The organism is Paenibacillus sp. AN1007 (assembly GCF_040702995.1).
GTDB lineage: Bacteria > Bacillota > Bacilli > Paenibacillales > Paenibacillaceae > Paenibacillus.
The window spans coordinates 388,980-405,084 of the sequence record NZ_CP159992.1; the positions used below are offsets into that span (position 1 = coordinate 388,980).

14 protein-coding genes are annotated in these 16,105 nt (G+C 44.2%); 13 read left to right on the forward strand and 1 reads right to left on the reverse strand.

Annotated elements, in window-relative coordinates; genetic code table 11:
* The first annotated feature begins 330 nt into the window (after nucleotides 1-330).
* The 3 genes from lanKC to ABXS70_RS01705 all read left to right on the forward strand — a co-directional run bounded on the left by lanKC (nucleotide 331) and on the right by ABXS70_RS01705 (nucleotide 4,836).
* A complete protein-coding gene (lanKC, locus tag ABXS70_RS01695; RefSeq protein ID WP_366293457.1) occupies nucleotides 331-2,946 on the forward strand; it encodes a class III lanthionine synthetase LanKC in 2,616 nt (871 codons plus the stop codon).
* 31 nt (nucleotides 2,947-2,977) lie between these two features.
* Complete coding sequence (locus tag ABXS70_RS01700) at nucleotides 2,978-3,121, forward strand: class III lanthipeptide (protein ID WP_342552760.1); 144 nt, start codon at nucleotides 2,978-2,980, stop codon at nucleotides 3,119-3,121.
* Nucleotides 3,122-3,903: 782 nt separating this feature from the next.
* A complete protein-coding gene (locus ABXS70_RS01705; RefSeq protein WP_342552759.1) occupies nucleotides 3,904-4,836 on the forward strand; it encodes a methyltransferase domain-containing protein in 933 nt (310 codons plus the stop codon).
* Nucleotides 4,837-4,967: 131 nt separating this feature from the next.
* Here ABXS70_RS01705 and ABXS70_RS01710 read toward each other — a convergent pair whose 3' ends face one another.
* Nucleotides 4,968-7,397 (reverse strand): helix-turn-helix domain-containing protein, encoded by a 2,430-nt coding sequence (locus tag ABXS70_RS01710; RefSeq protein ID WP_342552758.1) that lies wholly within the window; start codon nucleotides 7,395-7,397, stop codon nucleotides 4,968-4,970.
* Between the two features lie 502 nt (nucleotides 7,398-7,899).
* Between ABXS70_RS01710 and ABXS70_RS01715 the strand changes: the two genes are divergently transcribed.
* The 10 genes from ABXS70_RS01715 (at nucleotide 7,900) to zwf (ending at nucleotide 15,681) form a co-directional block, all read left to right on the forward strand.
* Nucleotides 7,900-8,208 carry a hypothetical protein gene (locus ABXS70_RS01715; protein ID WP_342552757.1) on the forward strand — a complete coding sequence of 103 codons (309 nt, stop codon included), beginning with the start codon at nucleotides 7,900-7,902 and terminating at the stop codon, nucleotides 8,206-8,208.
* Nucleotides 8,209-8,246: 38 nt separating this feature from the next.
* On the forward strand, nucleotides 8,247-8,918 hold the full coding sequence (locus ABXS70_RS01720; RefSeq protein WP_342552756.1) for a PspA/IM30 family protein: 672 nt from the start codon (nucleotides 8,247-8,249) through the stop codon (nucleotides 8,916-8,918).
* 4 nt (nucleotides 8,919-8,922) lie between these two features.
* On the forward strand, nucleotides 8,923-9,159 hold the full coding sequence (locus ABXS70_RS01725; protein ID WP_342552755.1) for a PspC domain-containing protein: 237 nt from the start codon (nucleotides 8,923-8,925) through the stop codon (nucleotides 9,157-9,159).
* 17 nt (nucleotides 9,160-9,176) lie between these two features.
* Nucleotides 9,177-9,677: a PspC domain-containing protein gene (locus ABXS70_RS01730; RefSeq protein WP_342552754.1), complete on the forward strand. Its 501-nt coding sequence runs from the start codon at nucleotides 9,177-9,179 to the stop codon at nucleotides 9,675-9,677.
* A gap of 1 nt (nucleotide 9,678) precedes the next feature.
* The gene (locus ABXS70_RS01735) at nucleotides 9,679-10,386 is read left to right on the forward strand and encodes a PspA/IM30 family protein (protein ID WP_342552753.1); all 708 of its coding nucleotides are present in this window, start codon (nucleotides 9,679-9,681) and stop codon (nucleotides 10,384-10,386) included.
* A 148-nt stretch (nucleotides 10,387-10,534) separates the two neighbouring features.
* Nucleotides 10,535-11,182, forward strand: a complete 648-nt coding sequence (gene liaF / locus ABXS70_RS01740) for a cell wall-active antibiotics response protein LiaF (RefSeq protein WP_342552752.1) — start codon at nucleotides 10,535-10,537, stop codon at nucleotides 11,180-11,182.
* Nucleotides 11,183-11,217: 35 nt separating this feature from the next.
* Entirely contained in the window at nucleotides 11,218-12,339 is a 1,122-nt protein-coding gene (locus tag ABXS70_RS01745) for a sensor histidine kinase (protein ID WP_366293464.1), read from the forward strand.
* Nucleotides 12,275-12,949, forward strand: coding sequence for a response regulator transcription factor (locus ABXS70_RS01750; RefSeq protein WP_342556443.1), 675 nt, complete (start codon nucleotides 12,275-12,277; stop codon nucleotides 12,947-12,949). The genes ABXS70_RS01745 and ABXS70_RS01750 overlap by 65 nt, the downstream gene beginning before the upstream one ends.
* Nucleotides 12,950-13,136: 187 nt before the next feature.
* Nucleotides 13,137-13,928, forward strand: a complete 792-nt coding sequence (locus ABXS70_RS01755; protein ID WP_366293467.1) for a YwmB family TATA-box binding protein — start codon at nucleotides 13,137-13,139, stop codon at nucleotides 13,926-13,928.
* 202 nt (nucleotides 13,929-14,130) lie between these two features.
* The gene (zwf, locus tag ABXS70_RS01760) at nucleotides 14,131-15,681 is read left to right on the forward strand and encodes a glucose-6-phosphate dehydrogenase (protein WP_342552749.1); all 1,551 of its coding nucleotides are present in this window, start codon (nucleotides 14,131-14,133) and stop codon (nucleotides 15,679-15,681) included.
* The last annotated feature ends 424 nt before the right edge of the window (nucleotides 15,682-16,105 follow it).

Consider the following 16,105-nt stretch of genomic DNA (forward strand, 5'->3'; position numbering starts at 1 on the left):
CTTATACTTGCATTTTTCGGACGAAGCAAGATCGCTATTAGTTGTGAAAGAGAAATAAGTTTTATCAACCATACCTGTTCATTTAAATATTTTATTTAGAAAGATGATGGAAAATATTTAAATAAATAATAATATATTGTATAATATGAAATAAGAACGACACGTTTTAAAATTTGGTTTTTGTTGTCGATAAATCCTTCACCATGAGTGCCTCATTAATTCCTTTCACAACAAGATGTACTTGCTGCTCTTCATCATCTCATGAACTTCGAAGCGCAATTTTAGTTTGGTCCGGATATCTTTGAAGTATCAAAACGGAGGTATACCTTAATGCAAGGTAACATGTTATATCATAAGTATTTGAAACCGATGTCCGAATATTATGGGAAGATGGAGATTAGTGACAAGGCATATACCTATGAACTAGATGAAGTTCCAGATACATATACATTGAAAACAGAAATTGATTCTGTATGGAAGTATTACCACTTCAAAGGGGAAAATATACCAGATCAAGGTTGGAAAATTCACATAACAGCATTATTAGAGGAATGTCAGGATGTTCTAAAGAAGGTTGCACGGATATGCATAGAGATTAATATTGATTTCAAGCATTTAAAGGATAGACAAAGCTTCTTTGAACTGAATTCAAAAAATGCGAATCGCGCTTCTTCCGGTAAGTTTATAACAATCTATCCTAGGAGCAATGAAGTATTCCTTGAATTGTTAGAAACACTTTCCTTAGCTACTCAAGACTTTAAGAAAGGACCTTATATTCTTAGTGATAAGAGATGGAAAACCAGCAATGTATTTTATAGGTATGGAGGATTTAGACGTATACTCAATGAATCCGGTCAACATTGTATCAGGGATAAGAAAGGTAATTTAATTGAGGATCAAAGGACTCCCTTTTATCATGTTCCTGACTTTGTGAAGGATTTCGACGATTATCTCAATTCTATTAATAATTCAGGAGATATGAAGACTGAAAATTTAGCAAGGTATAAGATTGAAGCAGCAATCAGCTATAGTAACGCTGGCGGAGTGTATCTCGCTACTCGAAAAAAGGATGATTTGAAGGTTATTATTAAGGAAGCCAGACCAAATGCTGGTTTAGATGGGGTTGCTCAGGACGCATTAACAAGGCAAAAAAAAGAGTATGATGCTCTGAGCAAGCTTAAAGATGTATCTGGCGTTGTCAATATAATCGATTATTTTAAGGAATGGGAGCATTATTTTTTAGTTGAGGAATTTATTGAAGGACAAGATTTAAGGAAATGGCTTGCGCAAAAATTCCCCTATTTCGGTAATAAGGATGATCTGAGAAACCACGCGAATCACGTTAAGAAGATATTGCTGCAGATATTCGCCATAATAGACGAATTGCATAGTCATGGTGTAGCTATGGGTGATTTGCAACCAGCGAATATAATGCTAGCTGAGGATCTGACCGTTAGTATCATTGATTTTGAAACCGCTGCTCCTGTACATTCTGAAGAAAAGATGAGTATGGGCACACTTGGATTTGTATCTCGGGAGATGAAGGTTAGTGGTGCACGAGATTGGTTTGCTTTAAAAAGGCTCTCCAGGAATTTAGCTCTTCCTGTCTTGACCTCAGAGGATTTAGAAGGATATCTTCAATATAACCATCTCAGTTGGATTAGAGAAAATTATGAAGCTCCCTTTTATAATTTCATTTTAGATATGCAGGATAAATGTGATCAAAGAATCAATGCTTACCAAAAGTATAGCCCTAAAGATATTGATTTGAATGATCGGACAATTGACCTCAACGTAAATTCTATCTTAAGTAAGTTAATATGTGGCGTTCAAGATAACTTAACAAGTGATGAAAGGCTCATTAATGGTGACATCCGACAATTTGAGATGATTGATGGGAAATATAACTTCTTAACTGGAGGAAGCGGCGCGGCCTTTACTCTACATAAAAATAACATCAGCACGATTGAAATAGATAATTGGATAGAAAATTATTTATTAGAGAATGTATCACAAATTGAAGACAATGGATTATTAACAGGGAAAACAGGAACTTGGGCTTTACTTTATGATAAAGGCTGCAAAGAAACGGTATTATATGAATTAAAACTTCTTAGAGACAATATTCATCAATCAAACATTTCTTTACGGTCAGGTCTTTCAGGAATTGGATTGTTCGTGATTAGTTTATATCTTGAAACTGGTAATAGTGAACATTTGCAATTTGCTAAAGAGATAGAAGAATTAATTGAAATTAATAGAGTCAAGGCTGGATCGTTAAAATTTAATGATTGGATGGCAGTGGAGATAGGCGCAATTGATGGATTATCTGGTGTATCTCTGTTCTATTCTGCACTTTATTCAGTTACCTATGATCAGAAATATTTGAATCAGGCGGAGTCATTGATCCAAGAAGATCTGGAAAAAACCCAAAAAGATAATGCGACGGGTGTATTACAAACTTTGGACAAAAGAAATCGCCTATTACCATACCTTTCAGGCGGATCTATTGGAATTGCACTATCTATATGGTACTTAAATCATGTGAGTGGACAAGATCTTTATAGAGAAGAGATGGATGCTATTTTACAATTATCAAAGACAATTTCCACAATCAGTGGAGGCCTATTTGATGGAGCAGGCAGCTTCCTATTACTTCCTCCCATGGTGAAGTGCGTTGAGCAGCGCAAGAAAATGATCAGCGAAATTCTAAATTTACTTAATATATTCTTAATTGAGAAGAATGGATATTATGTATACCCAGGACAATTTTCGTATAGATTAGCCGATGATATTTATACAGGAAGCTCAGGTATAATATTAGCACTAATGGGGATTGTCAAAGAAAACCCCGTTTACTGGATGCCTTTGGTAAATTCAGATGAATTTCTGGAAAGAACAAAATTCAACAACATGGGGATTCCGCTGAACATGATTGCAGAATGAATGCCTTAAATTCGAAATAGGAGGTGAGAGGATGAATGAAGTCTTGGAACTGCAAAAATTAGCACATGAAGCAGATGGTAAAGGTGATACGGTAGAAGCAATGATCACAACAACAATCGGACCGATAACTACTGTTATCACAACAAATTCCACAATCAGTATTCATAACTGCTAGATGTAAATCTTAAATTCTAAAAAATGGAATCAAATCTAAGAGGTACTTTTCACAGGAATCACATCTGTTAATAAATCCGTTAAACCAAAGAATACAAAAATATACTAATAGCGCTTATGAATCTCCGCGCTATACTGAGGCTGGATTAAAACCCAGCCTTTATTATTGTAAAGAGTTGTTTTTTTAAAAGGCTAGTATTGTTACTATCGTGTATGCTGATTTTTTTAATATGGATCTTAACTGATACGACTACAGCTAATTCATCTTTTCCCGAGAGTGCACTCACTGGATAAAACTAAGAAAGTTTATGAAATTAATCCTTCAAAAGTATTATCGGTAAACAAGATGGAAAACAGGCCTCAATTGTTCAACCTTTCTTACAGAAAGTATGGAGTGGAGCAAGTCACTCCCTATCATTTATAACAGTGCAGCTCTCAGCTCACCTACGAATTGATATTTAGCGATACGAACAAACGGCTGTGAATGAGCTCACTTTTATTAAGCATGTATATGGTCGACCCGATGTTCATCCTAAAGCCATTGGGCTGAGCATAGGTTTTCTGAAACAGCACTCTTGAGGATTCCATATCTCATAGGTTGTTTTTTTTTACATTTAAATTCATCCTCACCCGATTTGAAGTTAGTTAGGTTATTGATGCGCATGATGAAAGGATATTATTGAAGCATTGCGTGAGAGAAATTTTTATTCACACTGGATAAGGGTTGACGTATATACTGATTAGGTCTATTGTAGATATATTAAGTCTATAATATAAAAGGAAGTGAAGAAGCTGACAACTCGACCGTTTACAGCAAACGCAGATATGCTATTTGACCTCGATGTGTGGGAACAAGCGTGGAAGGACCGACCAAGAAGTTCAAGATATAAGCCCAAAAGTGCCCCGTTTGATACAGAGGAAGCCTTCGAGCGATGGGCGAGGAATTATCATGACCAGTCGTTTACGGAGGAAGGCAGAGATCGTTCAGCACGCATCATGGGCTGGATTGAGAATCAGGGAGTCACATTTGAGGGGGCTTCGATATTGGACGTGGGAGCAGCTTCTGGTATATTTACGATCCCATTTGCAGCAAAAGGGGCTTCGGTCACGGCAGTTGAACCATCCCCGCTGCTTGTCTCGCTAATGAAGGAAACCATCCCCGCTGACTTGGAAAAAGACATCACGATTGTATGTGAGCGATTTGAAGAAATATCGATACAGGATAAAGGCTGGGAGAAGCAGTATGATATCGTGTTTGCGTCGATGTGTCCGGCCATGTCGGATTGGGAAACAATTGAGCAGGCCATTAACTGTGCCCGAAAGTATGTGTATATCAGTTTGATCGCAGGTGCCAAAGAGCATACGCTTATGGATGAGCTGAGAGTGGTGCTTGGTGTGCATGCTCCTTACAAGGCAGGCGATATGGCATTCCTCCAGCAGCTGCTTTACCTTAAGGGATATTCATATACGATGATTATTACAAGAGAAGTAAACGATTTTGAGATTCGGACAGAGGAATTGATCCAAAAACTGCCTGAATGGCTGCATACCTATGAAATGCCAACGGATGCAGCAGCATTAAATAAAGCTGAAAAATACATCCGTGACACTTACCCAGACGGCGTGGTCTCCTTCTCGCGAGGAGCAAGGTTTGGTAAAATGCTGATACAGCTTGAACAAGCTCATATGAAAACAGTGCCTCCAGTCCAAAGGTAATGCAGCTTCCAGCATATGGCGTCCTATTCCTGATTCATGACTTGGTTGGTCTGCGGCATGCCTGAAACTGGCATGAGGCCCTAAATCCATGATTCTGATGAGTAATAACAAATATCTCTTGCGATAGAACACTAACCTCTCACAGCCCGTTCAGAATGTTTCTTATGCTCCCGGTACCTCCCGGGAGTCATTCCCTCCCACTTTCTAAAGGAACGAATGAAGTTTTGCGGATTTGTATAACGAAGCCGTTCGGCAATTTCCTTTACTGTCCAGTCACTTTCGTCCAGCCACTTTTTTGCAATGTTTAACCGGTATCTGGTTAAATATTCGCTGAAAGAAGCCCCGGTCTCTCTCCGGAAAACGCTGCTTAGATAGTTGGCATTGTAATGAAGCCGTATCGCACATTCATCGAGCGTGAGGTCTTTGTCATAATCCTGCTGGATGATGGCGATGATCTTCTCTGAAATGTGCTGATATTGTGCGTACTGCCTTTCTTTGAAAATGTGAATGATTGGCAGAATCACCTGATGATTAAACCAATGCTCGATCTCAGCTGCATATTGCAAAACGTGAAGCTCACGGAAAAGAGAACGGTGACCTTGACAGATTTGTCCGAACGGAATACCGGATTCCTGAGCCAACTGCAGGATACGTGTCAACAGCCGCATCAGAGCGGTCTGATACTCTCCCGGAGCACATTCCATTGAAAAGAGGGTGTTGAGCATCTCGGTCAGTTGTATGGCGGCAGCGGTCTCGTCCGCCTGTTGAATCGACTGAAGCAGTGAATATTCAAGTGTCTCCGGATAAATCATTAGCCACGCTGTTGAAGCGAGGTCATGCTGTTCGTATTGAATAATAATGCCTGTCCCAAGCCGCAGCCGATGTGTCAATGCTTCCATCGCTTCATTGTATGCCTGAGGAATATGGTTCATTAAAAGGTGTGGCTGGCTCAGGCCGATACTGACCTTCAAGTCCAGCACCTCATGTATCTGCTGCTGCAGCTGTTCGGTCAGCAGCAGAAGCTGCTTACAGAACGTCGTCTTATCTCCTTCATTTGTGCCCACCACCGTTACAATATTTTGCTCCACAACAATGGGGAGCATTTGTTGTTCAGGTTTAATGCTTTCCTGAAGTATGTTTTGAAGCGCAAATAAAAGAAGAGATCGATCTTCCATCGTATATCTTTTGTGATTCAAAAGTTCAGGCTGTATTACAGCAACGGCAGTATGCTTCCATGCCTCAAGCTGTAAGGTATAACCTTGTTCACGTAATGAGTCATGTAAAGTATTCAAGTGGATCCTGCCTTGAAGCAGCTGCATCATAAAGTACGTGCGAATCTGGCCCTGCTGCTGATTTAATGTCGATTCCAACTGGGAACGAGCATTGGATAACCGAGTGACACCCAATCGAATCTGTTCCAGCTCATCGGGTTGTTTCACTATTTTTTGATTCGGCAGAACGGTATGCCCATTCCCGATAATGATCATATTCTCGCCTAATTGAGCAAGAATGCGCCTGATAGGGGCGAGCATTCGTCTAGAGCCCAGCCATGCGAGCAGCAGCGAAATCAAGAGCAGTGCTGTACTGAGATACAGCGTCTGGAACCCGATCTCGATATATTCCTTGGTCAGTGTGTTCTCAGGGGAGATGAGAATATATGTCCAGCCCTTTAGTGTAGGAGAACTGTAAGTTATCGAATAATCTGTATTGGCAAACCGCACTTCACGCTCGGCAAACGCTTCTGAATAAGTTACAGGTGTTAACATTTTAATGGTTTCACCGTTTGTTTGATCCTCCATACTTATAGCAGATAAAGGTTGTCCAATATAGGATGCATCCGGGTGAGTGATGATCCGCTGCTCTCGATTTATAATGATTAAACGAGAAGAAGCAAATTCAGTTGCGGCAGATTGTCCCAGCGGATTTTGCATGAAACATGCCGGAATTCCGGCGACCAGCGCTGCATTGGAAGATTCTTTTACATCAGGAATAGTTCTTGCAAGCGTAATATGATAATTGCAAGCTGGGTCGGAAGCCTGCTCACTGGAGATGCGCTGCTCGTTATCCTTCTCATTATTAAATATGGACGAGGGTGCAAGCTGCCATCCAGAGGTTAATGTGTCTGCAACCAGCTCTTTCATCGGGAGGGATAACGGAAAGCGGGTGTTAGCATAGAAGCCGACATGATCAATAAGCCAATCTTGAGACTGGTTGACCAGTATAATATCCAGCAAAGGTTCCCATGACTTCATATGCTGAAACTCTGTCTGTATCACGTCCGCCCGCAGCCGGCCAATCCGCTGATCCGGATTCGGGGCCGAGAGGGAACGGAGTGTGATTGGAGAGCGTACAGCTTGATCCAACATATAACTAACCGCAGCGAGCTTATGTTCCACATTGGACTGCAGCTGTTCAAGCAGCTGCTGATTGGTTTGTGTTCGATGCAGCTCACTTTGGTTGGAAGAGTAAATGAAAGCAGCAATTCCCGTCAACAGGATCGGCACGATACTTAACAGCAGCCCGAAGATAATCATTTTCTGAAGATAACTTATTGTTCGCACAGGTCCACTCCTTGATTCCTTGATGTGATAGAGGTTTCTTCTATATTTTAGTAAACGCTTTCAATTAGAACAATCTAAATTTTGTTTATTTGGATAAAAAAGTAATTATCGAAACAAAAAACATGTGATGTACGTCGTTAGAGAGACAACGGCGTTTTTCCTACTAAGCTGACGGCCTTCCGTGAAGGGACATCGGTTTATGGGTAATAATCAGTATCCGAAGGGCTTTATCATGGTGCGAATATACCGGGTCTGGCCTACGGACAGTCCAAGGTCCAAGCGGATCCCCGACCTGAGTCTAGGTTCAAAAACCGTCCGCAGTCTGTTTTGAAAAGTCGCAGAATCCCCTAGAATAAGGACATAAGGTTAAACAAGAAACACAGCAGCAAACAAGCAAGTCAGAAACAAATGATTGATTCAACCGATGCAGGAATGAAGTGAACAACAAGCAGGATGAAGTTGATAATTAAAATGCTAACGGGAAGGGCGGTGAACAACAATTATGAGAATGAACAAGGGAAATGGCTGGGCAATCGTACTGATTGCACTTGGTGTACTGCTTCTCTTCGGAAAGTTAACACCTCTGCTTGGACATCTGATGGGTTACCTGATTCCGGTGGTGATGATTGCACTGGGGTATTACGGAGTTAAGCGAGGAAACGTAACGCTGGGATGGATCGTTCTAATCATCGGTATCGTATCTCTGCTGGGTAAACTTTCTTGGCTGATGGGACCAATTATCGCAATTGGATTGATTATCTTCGGTGTCTCGATGCTGAGCAGCAATCGCAATCCTCGTCGCCGCTATTGAGCAAGGCTACGATCAAGTAAAAGGAGGGACAGAACATAATGAGTGTATTTCGTCGAATGCGGGATATTACCGTAGCTAGTCTGAACGAACATCTGGAGCAAAGTCAGGACCCCGTTAAACTGATTGATCAGTTCCTGGTCTCGACCCGCCAAGACATTGGAGAAGCAGAGAAGCTTCGACACCAATATGCAAGCCATACAAGACAGATGAAACAGCAGGCAGATCAAGCTGCCGCAATGGTTAGCAAACGAGAAGAACAGGCATCCATGGCTTTGAAGGCAGGTGAGGAACATCTCGCCAAGCTGGCCCTGCAGGAGAAAATTCTCCATGAGGAAAAAATGGATCAATACAATGAATTGTACACACAGAGTGCTGCAGCACTGCAGGAACTCGATGATCAGATCAATCAATTGAAGGCAGAGTATCAGAATGTGTACAGCAAACGCCAGTATTATTACGCTCGTATGCAGACGATCCAGCTGCAGCAGCGAATGAATCAGCGAGGAAACTACAGTGGCCAGAACGTGCCCGGTATCTTTAACAAGCTGGATGATCAAGTCTCCGATTTGGAGTATGAGGCACAGAGTCTCCGGGATATCCGGCGAATGGGTCAGGATGATTCGGGATTATCCGGAAGCATGTCATCCTCTGCACTGGACAAAGAGCTGGAGCGCTTGAAGCAAAAGCTCAATAACGATAAAAAGGAGTAGTCACATGAATAAATTATACCGCTCAACGCGTAACCGTATGCTGACAGGTTTGATCGGCGGCATATCTGAAAATCTTGGATTTAGTACCACGCTGCTTCGGATCATTTTCTTCATCAGCATCTTCGCAACGGGTGGTACATCTCTATTCATCTACTTCATCGCGGCATTGGTCGTACCCAAAGAACCACACTACGCAGATCCATACGTATATGGTTCCGATCACAGAAGAGGTTATAAGTAAACGAAAGGAGTAAGCACATGAGCAAACTATACCGCTCAACGCGTGACCGAATGATGACCGGTCTAATCGGCGGCATATCCGAAGCGATTGGAATGGACTCTACGCTGCTGCGGATCATCTTCGTCATCAGTATCTTTGCAACCGGGGGCACAACATTGTTAATTTACTTCATCGCCGCTCTCGTGGTACCGAAAGAGCCGTTTCCGCCATATGATCCATATGGTTACGGCCCAGGTACCGGCCCTGGCAGAGGGTATGGCGGTTATGACCATCAGGCACCAAGAGATCCTTTTAACAACAGTCAACATCAACCGGGTCCCGGCTTTGGACCTGGCCCTGGATACAACAGCAGACCGCAGCCCGGCCCGCGTCCCTATGATAACAATGCTTATGGAACAGGAAGCCAGCACGAAAGTGAACTGGATTCCATGATGAAAGATATTGAGAAGAAGGCACTGAAAAAAGAGGTTGAAGAGCTTCGCCAAAAACTATCTCGTTACGAGAAGGGAGAAAAGTAAAATGGGAGTATTTAAACGAATTAAGGATATGACAAAGGCATCTGTAAATGATATGTTGGATAAGGTTGAAGATCCGATTGTAATGTTGAACCAGTATCTGCGTGACATGGAGGCCGAGATTCATGAGGCTGAGGTTACTGTGGCTAAACAGATGGCTAATGAGCGTCGTATGAAACAGCGTCTGGATGAAGCAGAACGAACTTCGGTACAGCGCGAGTCTCAAGCTGAAGCTGCTCTGACGAACGGTCAGGAAGAAGTAGCCCGCAAATTGCTGGAAGAGAAAATCTATTTTGATCAAAAAATTGAGGAGTACCGTGAACTGCATGCTCAATCGGAAGCACAAGCGAAAGATCTGCTGCAGCAGCTGCACGACATGAAAGACGAGTTCTACAAAATGCGCAACAAACGCAATGAGCTTGTATCCCGCGCACAGATGGCCAAAGCCAAGAAACAAATGTCTTCGATCAACAGTCTGCATTCCATCGAAAGCGGAAGTGCCTCCCTTGGATTCCACCGCATGGAAGAGAAGATCATGCAGCTTGAAGCTGAGGCTGACGTAGCACGTGCACCATACCGTAATACAGGATCGACATATACGAATCCGGTTGATCTGGAGAAACAGTTCAAAGTAGATCAGCAGCTTCAGGCTCTGAAAAACAAAATGGGCAGTGGTTCCAAAAACGAAGCAGGCGATACTTCTAAAGAATAACTGTTCGCTTGGTAGACAATATGATATTCTATAGATCGTGTATTATGTACGATTCGTAGAGCAAAAGTTAAGCCATACAGGATGTTATGCCTGCTATGGCTTTTCCGTCGAATGAAGATGATAAACTCACAGAGGAGGTGCGGCAGCCATGAGTAAACGAAGTCACTGGATTGCAGTCATCATTATTGTGGTTGGTTTTTTGATGCTGTTTAACCGAAATATGAACCTGCTGACGGCTGCCGCACTCGTTCTGTTAACATTGGGAATGCTTCAGGTTCGAAAAGGGGAAACACATAAAGGTTATCGTTATCTCGGTGTTGGCGCTGCGCTGCTGCTGCTGGATAACTTGATGATTGTATTTCTAATTGTACTAGCATCTCTGGCTTATTTTTATTCCAAGAACAAAAAGATTCATCTGAAGGAAGGCGTCATGAAAAAACAAAATTTCATGGCTCGATATTACTGGGATCAGTCCTCCTGGAGGCTGCGCAGTATGAGTCTGTGGCACGCCATTGGCGAGGTCAATGCAGATCTGTCTCTTTCCATTCCTGAGGAGAAACATACCATTGTGCTGCTTCAGGGTGTAATGGGGAATGTGCGTCTGACGCTGCCTGAAGATTACGGGGTAGAGATTGAGGCATCAGTACTGTTTGGCCGAATTAATCTGCTGGGCGAGCAGGATAGCGGCATGATGAATAATTTGGTTTGGAGAACACCTGGGTACGAATCCAGTGAACATAAAGTAAAATTTGTAATTTCTTATATTGTTGGCGACCTTAACATTCATAATCCGTAGTAATAAGAAACGTTGAAGAAAAGGAGGAATCCCGGATGAGGGACAGAAAACATACCGATATGGTTACCCGAAGCATGCGCGAAGGGATCCTCCTTGTATTCATTGTGTTTGCGGTCATTTTATATGTATTGTATACATATGGTTACCTGGCTCCATTTGCAGGCTGGCGTCATCTGATTCAATCAGGGCTGGCGCTTCTGCTGCTGCTGATTGGAATCGGTGCCGTCTTCGGATTTTATCAGAGCTATAGGGTCAAACGAAGGCTTGAATTATTAACGGAGACTCTGCTGCAGTGGGAAAAGGGATCCCTTTCCCGTACCGTGCCCGACCTCGGTCAGGATGATGTAGGCCGGCTTAGCGAACAGCTTGGCCGAATCGGCAAAAAGTGGGAAGATCAGGTATCTTCTCTCCAAAGGTTATCGACCAACAATGCACAGCTGGCTGAACAAGCGAGAATTACAGCAATCGTCGAGGAAAGACAGCGGCTGGCAAGGGAACTGCATGATGCGGTATCACAGCAGCTGTTTGCGATCTCGATGACAGCCACGGCGGTAGGCCGAAAGATGGAGAAGGATTTTGAACGAGCACAGCGTCAGGTTGCCTTGATTGAGGAAATGGCTTCAGTAGCCCAGTCCGAGATGAGGGCGCTGCTGCTGCATCTGCGGCCGGTCTATCTGGAAGGCAAACATCTGGAGCAGGGGCTGCGTGATCTGGTGATGGAACTGAAGACCAAAGTGCCGATGGAGATCGTGCTGGAGATGGATGAAGATATTCATTTGGTCAAAGGGATTGAAAATCATCTATTCCGGATCATTCAGGAAGCGATGTCGAATACGCTTCGTCACGCGAAAGCGGAGAAAATGGAGATTCGACTGCAGCGCCGGATGGATGCAGTTCGCGTATTGATTCGGGATGATGGACAGGGATTTGATCTGGATGATCAGAAGCAGGCTTCTTATGGATTGGCAAATATGCGTGAACGTGTTACGGAAATCGGGGGAGCAATTCAATTCGTGACAGCACCTGGCAAAGGAACACGAATTGAGATCACAATCCCTGTGATGAACGATGAAAGCGAGGTAGAACATGTCAATGGAACCGGAAATCGAAACGGAGACGGAAGCGGAAACATCGATCAGAGTACTGCTCGTGGATGATCATGAGATGGTGCGTATAGGCCTTGCCGCTGTGCTGGATACCGAAGACGGTATCGAAGTGATCGGCGAAGCTGGAAGTGGAGAGGAAGGCATTCGGCTTGCTCAGGAATATAAGCCGGATGTGGTACTGATGGACCTGGTTATGGATGGCATGGACGGCATTGAAGCTACTCGCCAAGTACTCAAAATTAACCCGGAATGTAAAGTCATTGTGCTGACCAGTTATCTGGACGATGAGAAAATGTATCCGGTTATTGAAGCGGGTGCTTTCAGTTATCTGCTCAAAACATCCAGAGCTAATGAGGTGGCTGATGCAATACGGGCAGCTGCTCGGGGACAGTCCGTTCTGGAGTCGCAGGTTGCGTCCAAAATGATGAACCGGTTTAGACAGCCGCAGGCCGCAGCACCTTTACATGAGGAGTTGACTGATCGGGAGATGGATGTGCTGCGTTTGCTGGCACAAGGCAAGTCCAATCAGGATATTGCGGATGAACTGATCATCGGAATTAAGACGGTGAAGTTCCATGTAACGAATCTGCTTGCGAAACTGGGGGTAGACGACCGGACACAAGCAGCGATCTATGCCTATAAGAATGGACTAGCGGAGTGAAGAAAGCTTGAAATATAAAGGAATATGCAGTGTGGATGTAATAGAAAGCTCGGTCTGCCTAAACTGGCGGAAGAGCTTTTTTTGTTGTGCCAAAATACATAAGCTTGTGTAGGGGTATAGGTCCAGTTGGAAGAGGGCATGCTGTTGATAGATTCATAGAATGAGAGAAAGAAATGGGGGAGTTCATTTGTTAAGTCGTTGGATGAATACAGCCATTATTGCGACAGCTATTATAATTTTAATCGGGGTTACACAGGTATATACAGAGAATGCGGCGGCAGGAAGGAGCTTATCCAAAGCGGCAGGACTGGAGCAGCTGCTGCATACAGCGGATGATGTGATAGAGCATGCAGATCAATGGGTAATTAAATGGCAAGCTGAAGGTAAAGGTGATGCTCGCGCCCAAGCGGCAAAGCTTGCTGTTAGCTTGGGGCTGGCAGATCCTGTTCAGATTCTTCAAACCGGGCACCATGTGTATCGCAGTGAGGGCACGGTCGGAGTCTCCGGGTCTGCTGTAGAGGTGTTGTTAAATGCGGCAGATACAGAGGAAGATCGATATTATATCATCGTTCAGCTGTTGGGTGGAAAGAAACTGGATCGTCAGAGGCTGCTGACGCTGCATGAGCAGGTGGGAGAAATAATGGCTGAATCCGGATTGCAAGCAAGCTGGAATATGTCTGTGCAGGGAATGCTGCCTACCAAGGATGCATCCAAGGCATCTATGGGTGATGCAGATAAAAAGACTGGTGAACCGTTTGCGGGGATTGAAGCAAAGCTCTTCCGTGAGCTGCACATGATGGAAGTGGAGCGTTATGAGGATACAGACACGAAAAGTGTTTCGTATCAGGCGGCTGAGCTGCCCCTGCAAGTTCAAAGTGGTCCGCATATGTTAAATATGCAGCTTGCCGTACATCAGATCAGTGGGCAGGGGGATACTCGGGTAACTGTAGGTTTTCCCGTCATTACGATTGAATATTGAATGATGGGGGTAGCGATACAGGTAATGATAGAAATAATGCTGCAGCATGTAGTGCATTCAATCTGGTGGATATGCTAAAATGGCATCACATCGAAGAAGGAACTTACTGGTAATTATCAGTTGGTTGTCAGAGGCTGAGCATCTCATTACATAGTTCGGGAAGCGGATCAGGAAGGTCTTCCCGGAAGAAAGAGGGACCTACATGGACATTAAACAGATGCAAAATGATGTGCAGACACCTGGTGCAGTTTTTTTCATTTTTGGAGCAACGGGCGATTTGGCCCGCCGGAAGTTGTTTCCGGCCATCTACAGTTTATACCGTGAGGGCAAGCTTGCCGAAGACTTTGCGGTTATTGGCGCAGCGCGCCGTCCGAGGTCCCAGGAACAATTCCGGGACGATCTGCTGGAATCCATCCAGGAATTCTGCCGTTATCCGGCGGGGGATTCAGAGGAATGGAATGCTTTTGCCGAGCATTTTGAATACAAATCATTGGATATTAACAACGTGGAGGGGTTCCGGGAGCTACGGGAGCAGACCGAACGGCTGGAAGCCAAATTCAAGACACCGGGAAATCGGCTCTTTTATCTGGCTCTGGCACCGGAGTTATTTGGCAGTGTGTCCTACAGTTTGAGAGATGGCGGTATGCTGGAGGGTGAGGGATGGAATCGTCTGGTGATTGAGAAGCCATTTGGATATGATCTGCCCTCGGCCGAGAAGCTGAACGCACAGATCCGCGAGGTATTTAAGGAAGAGGAAATCTATCGGATTGATCACTATCTGGGCAAGGAAATGGTACAAAATATCGAGGTAATCCGCTTCGGGAATGCCTTTTTTGAACCGCTCTGGAACAATAAACATATCGCCAACGTTCAGATTACATTAGGTGAGACGGTTGGGGTGGAAGAGCGAGGCGGGTATTATGACCATTCCGGTGCACTGCGTGATATGGGACAAAATCATATGCTGCAGATGCTGACCATGATTGCGATGGAACCGCCAAGTCGTCTGTTCCCGGAGGATATCCGCGATGAGAAGGTGAAGGTGCTTCGTTCCCTGCGGGAGTTTACCTCCGATGAAGATGTACGTAACAACGTTGTACGGGCTCAGTATACGGAAGGGGAATACCGAGGCAAACAGCTTCCGGGATATCGTCAGGAAGACAAGGTTGATCCGGAGTCGAATACGGAGACTTATTTTGCTGCACGCGTATTTGTAGACAACTTCCGCTGGGCTGGTGTTCCTTTTTACATTCGGACAGGCAAACGTCTACCGGTGAAAACGACGGAGATCGTGGTTGAGTTCAAATCGATGCCGAATAACGTATACCTCGGGAAAAAATATAAGCTGGAGCCGAATCTGCTGGTGATTCGGGTAAATCCGATGGAAGGCATTTATATCAAGATCAATGCCAAAAAGCCGGGCTCGGATTCCGAGATTCAGCCCTTGGCAATGGATTTCTGCCAGAGCTGCATGATTGGAATCAACTCGCCCGAAGCTTATGAGCGCCTGCTGCATGATGCAGCAGAAGGCGACTCCACGTATTTCACCCGATGGGATGAAGTGGCGACAGCCTGGTCTTTTGTCGACCGGATTGCTGCCGCTTGGGGGCGGAATCAGGGCGAGCTGCACACGTATCCAGCAGGAACGTGGGGGCCTGAAGCAACAGCCAAGCTGCTGGAGCAGGACGGTTTCCACTGGTGGCCGGTGAATGGGCAGGATGAAGATAGTGTCGTTTGGCATGTGAATGGTTAAGAGCATGAGGAAATTAACCATAAGAGAATTCAAAAATTAGGGGCTAAATACTGCTTTTCAGGGGAGGGTATCTTTGAAGGACTCTGTGTAAATCTCCCTTTAGATTAACTATATGCTTTGGAAATGAGCCTTGGAAAATCGCATGAAAGATGCGGTTTTTCGGGCTTTTTCAGTTGAGATTGATTGGCGATTCACGGATGGACTAAAGGTTACATAAGAAGGAAATAAATAATTAAAATTAAGTTGTTGACAAAAAGTAAGTGAATAACTTATACTCAACACATGAGTTAAAGAGCTGCGCAAATGACCTGCTGCGTTCGGACAAAAAACATCAGAATCTGAAACAGGGGAACATTCATGAGATAAAAGGTAAACCAGTGAAGGGGTTTGCGAGCAGATAGAATCATGAAAAAAATTTCGCATA

Bases quoted from the DNA above. Each gene is read 5' to 3' on its own strand.
- lanKC (WP_366293457.1), top strand. From the start codon at position 331: ATGCAAGGTAACATGTTATATCATAAGTATTTGAAACCGATGTCCGAA.
- ABXS70_RS01700 (WP_342552760.1), top strand. From the start codon at position 2,978: ATGAATGAAGTCTTGGAACTGCAAAAATTAGCACATGAAGCAGATGGT.
- ABXS70_RS01715 (WP_342552757.1), top strand. From the start codon at position 7,900: ATGAGAATGAACAAGGGAAATGGCTGGGCAATCGTACTGATTGCACTT.
- ABXS70_RS01720 (WP_342552756.1), top strand. From the start codon at position 8,247: ATGAGTGTATTTCGTCGAATGCGGGATATTACCGTAGCTAGTCTGAAC.
- ABXS70_RS01725 (WP_342552755.1), top strand. From the start codon at position 8,923: ATGAATAAATTATACCGCTCAACGCGTAACCGTATGCTGACAGGTTTG.
- ABXS70_RS01730 (WP_342552754.1), top strand. From the start codon at position 9,177: ATGAGCAAACTATACCGCTCAACGCGTGACCGAATGATGACCGGTCTA.
- ABXS70_RS01735 (WP_342552753.1), top strand. From the start codon at position 9,679: ATGGGAGTATTTAAACGAATTAAGGATATGACAAAGGCATCTGTAAAT.
- liaF (WP_342552752.1), top strand. From the start codon at position 10,535: ATGAGTAAACGAAGTCACTGGATTGCAGTCATCATTATTGTGGTTGGT.
- ABXS70_RS01745 (WP_366293464.1), top strand. From the start codon at position 11,218: ATGAGGGACAGAAAACATACCGATATGGTTACCCGAAGCATGCGCGAA.
- ABXS70_RS01750 (WP_342556443.1), top strand. From the start codon at position 12,275: ATGGAACCGGAAATCGAAACGGAGACGGAAGCGGAAACATCGATCAGA.
- zwf (WP_342552749.1), top strand. From the start codon at position 14,131: ATGGACATTAAACAGATGCAAAATGATGTGCAGACACCTGGTGCAGTT.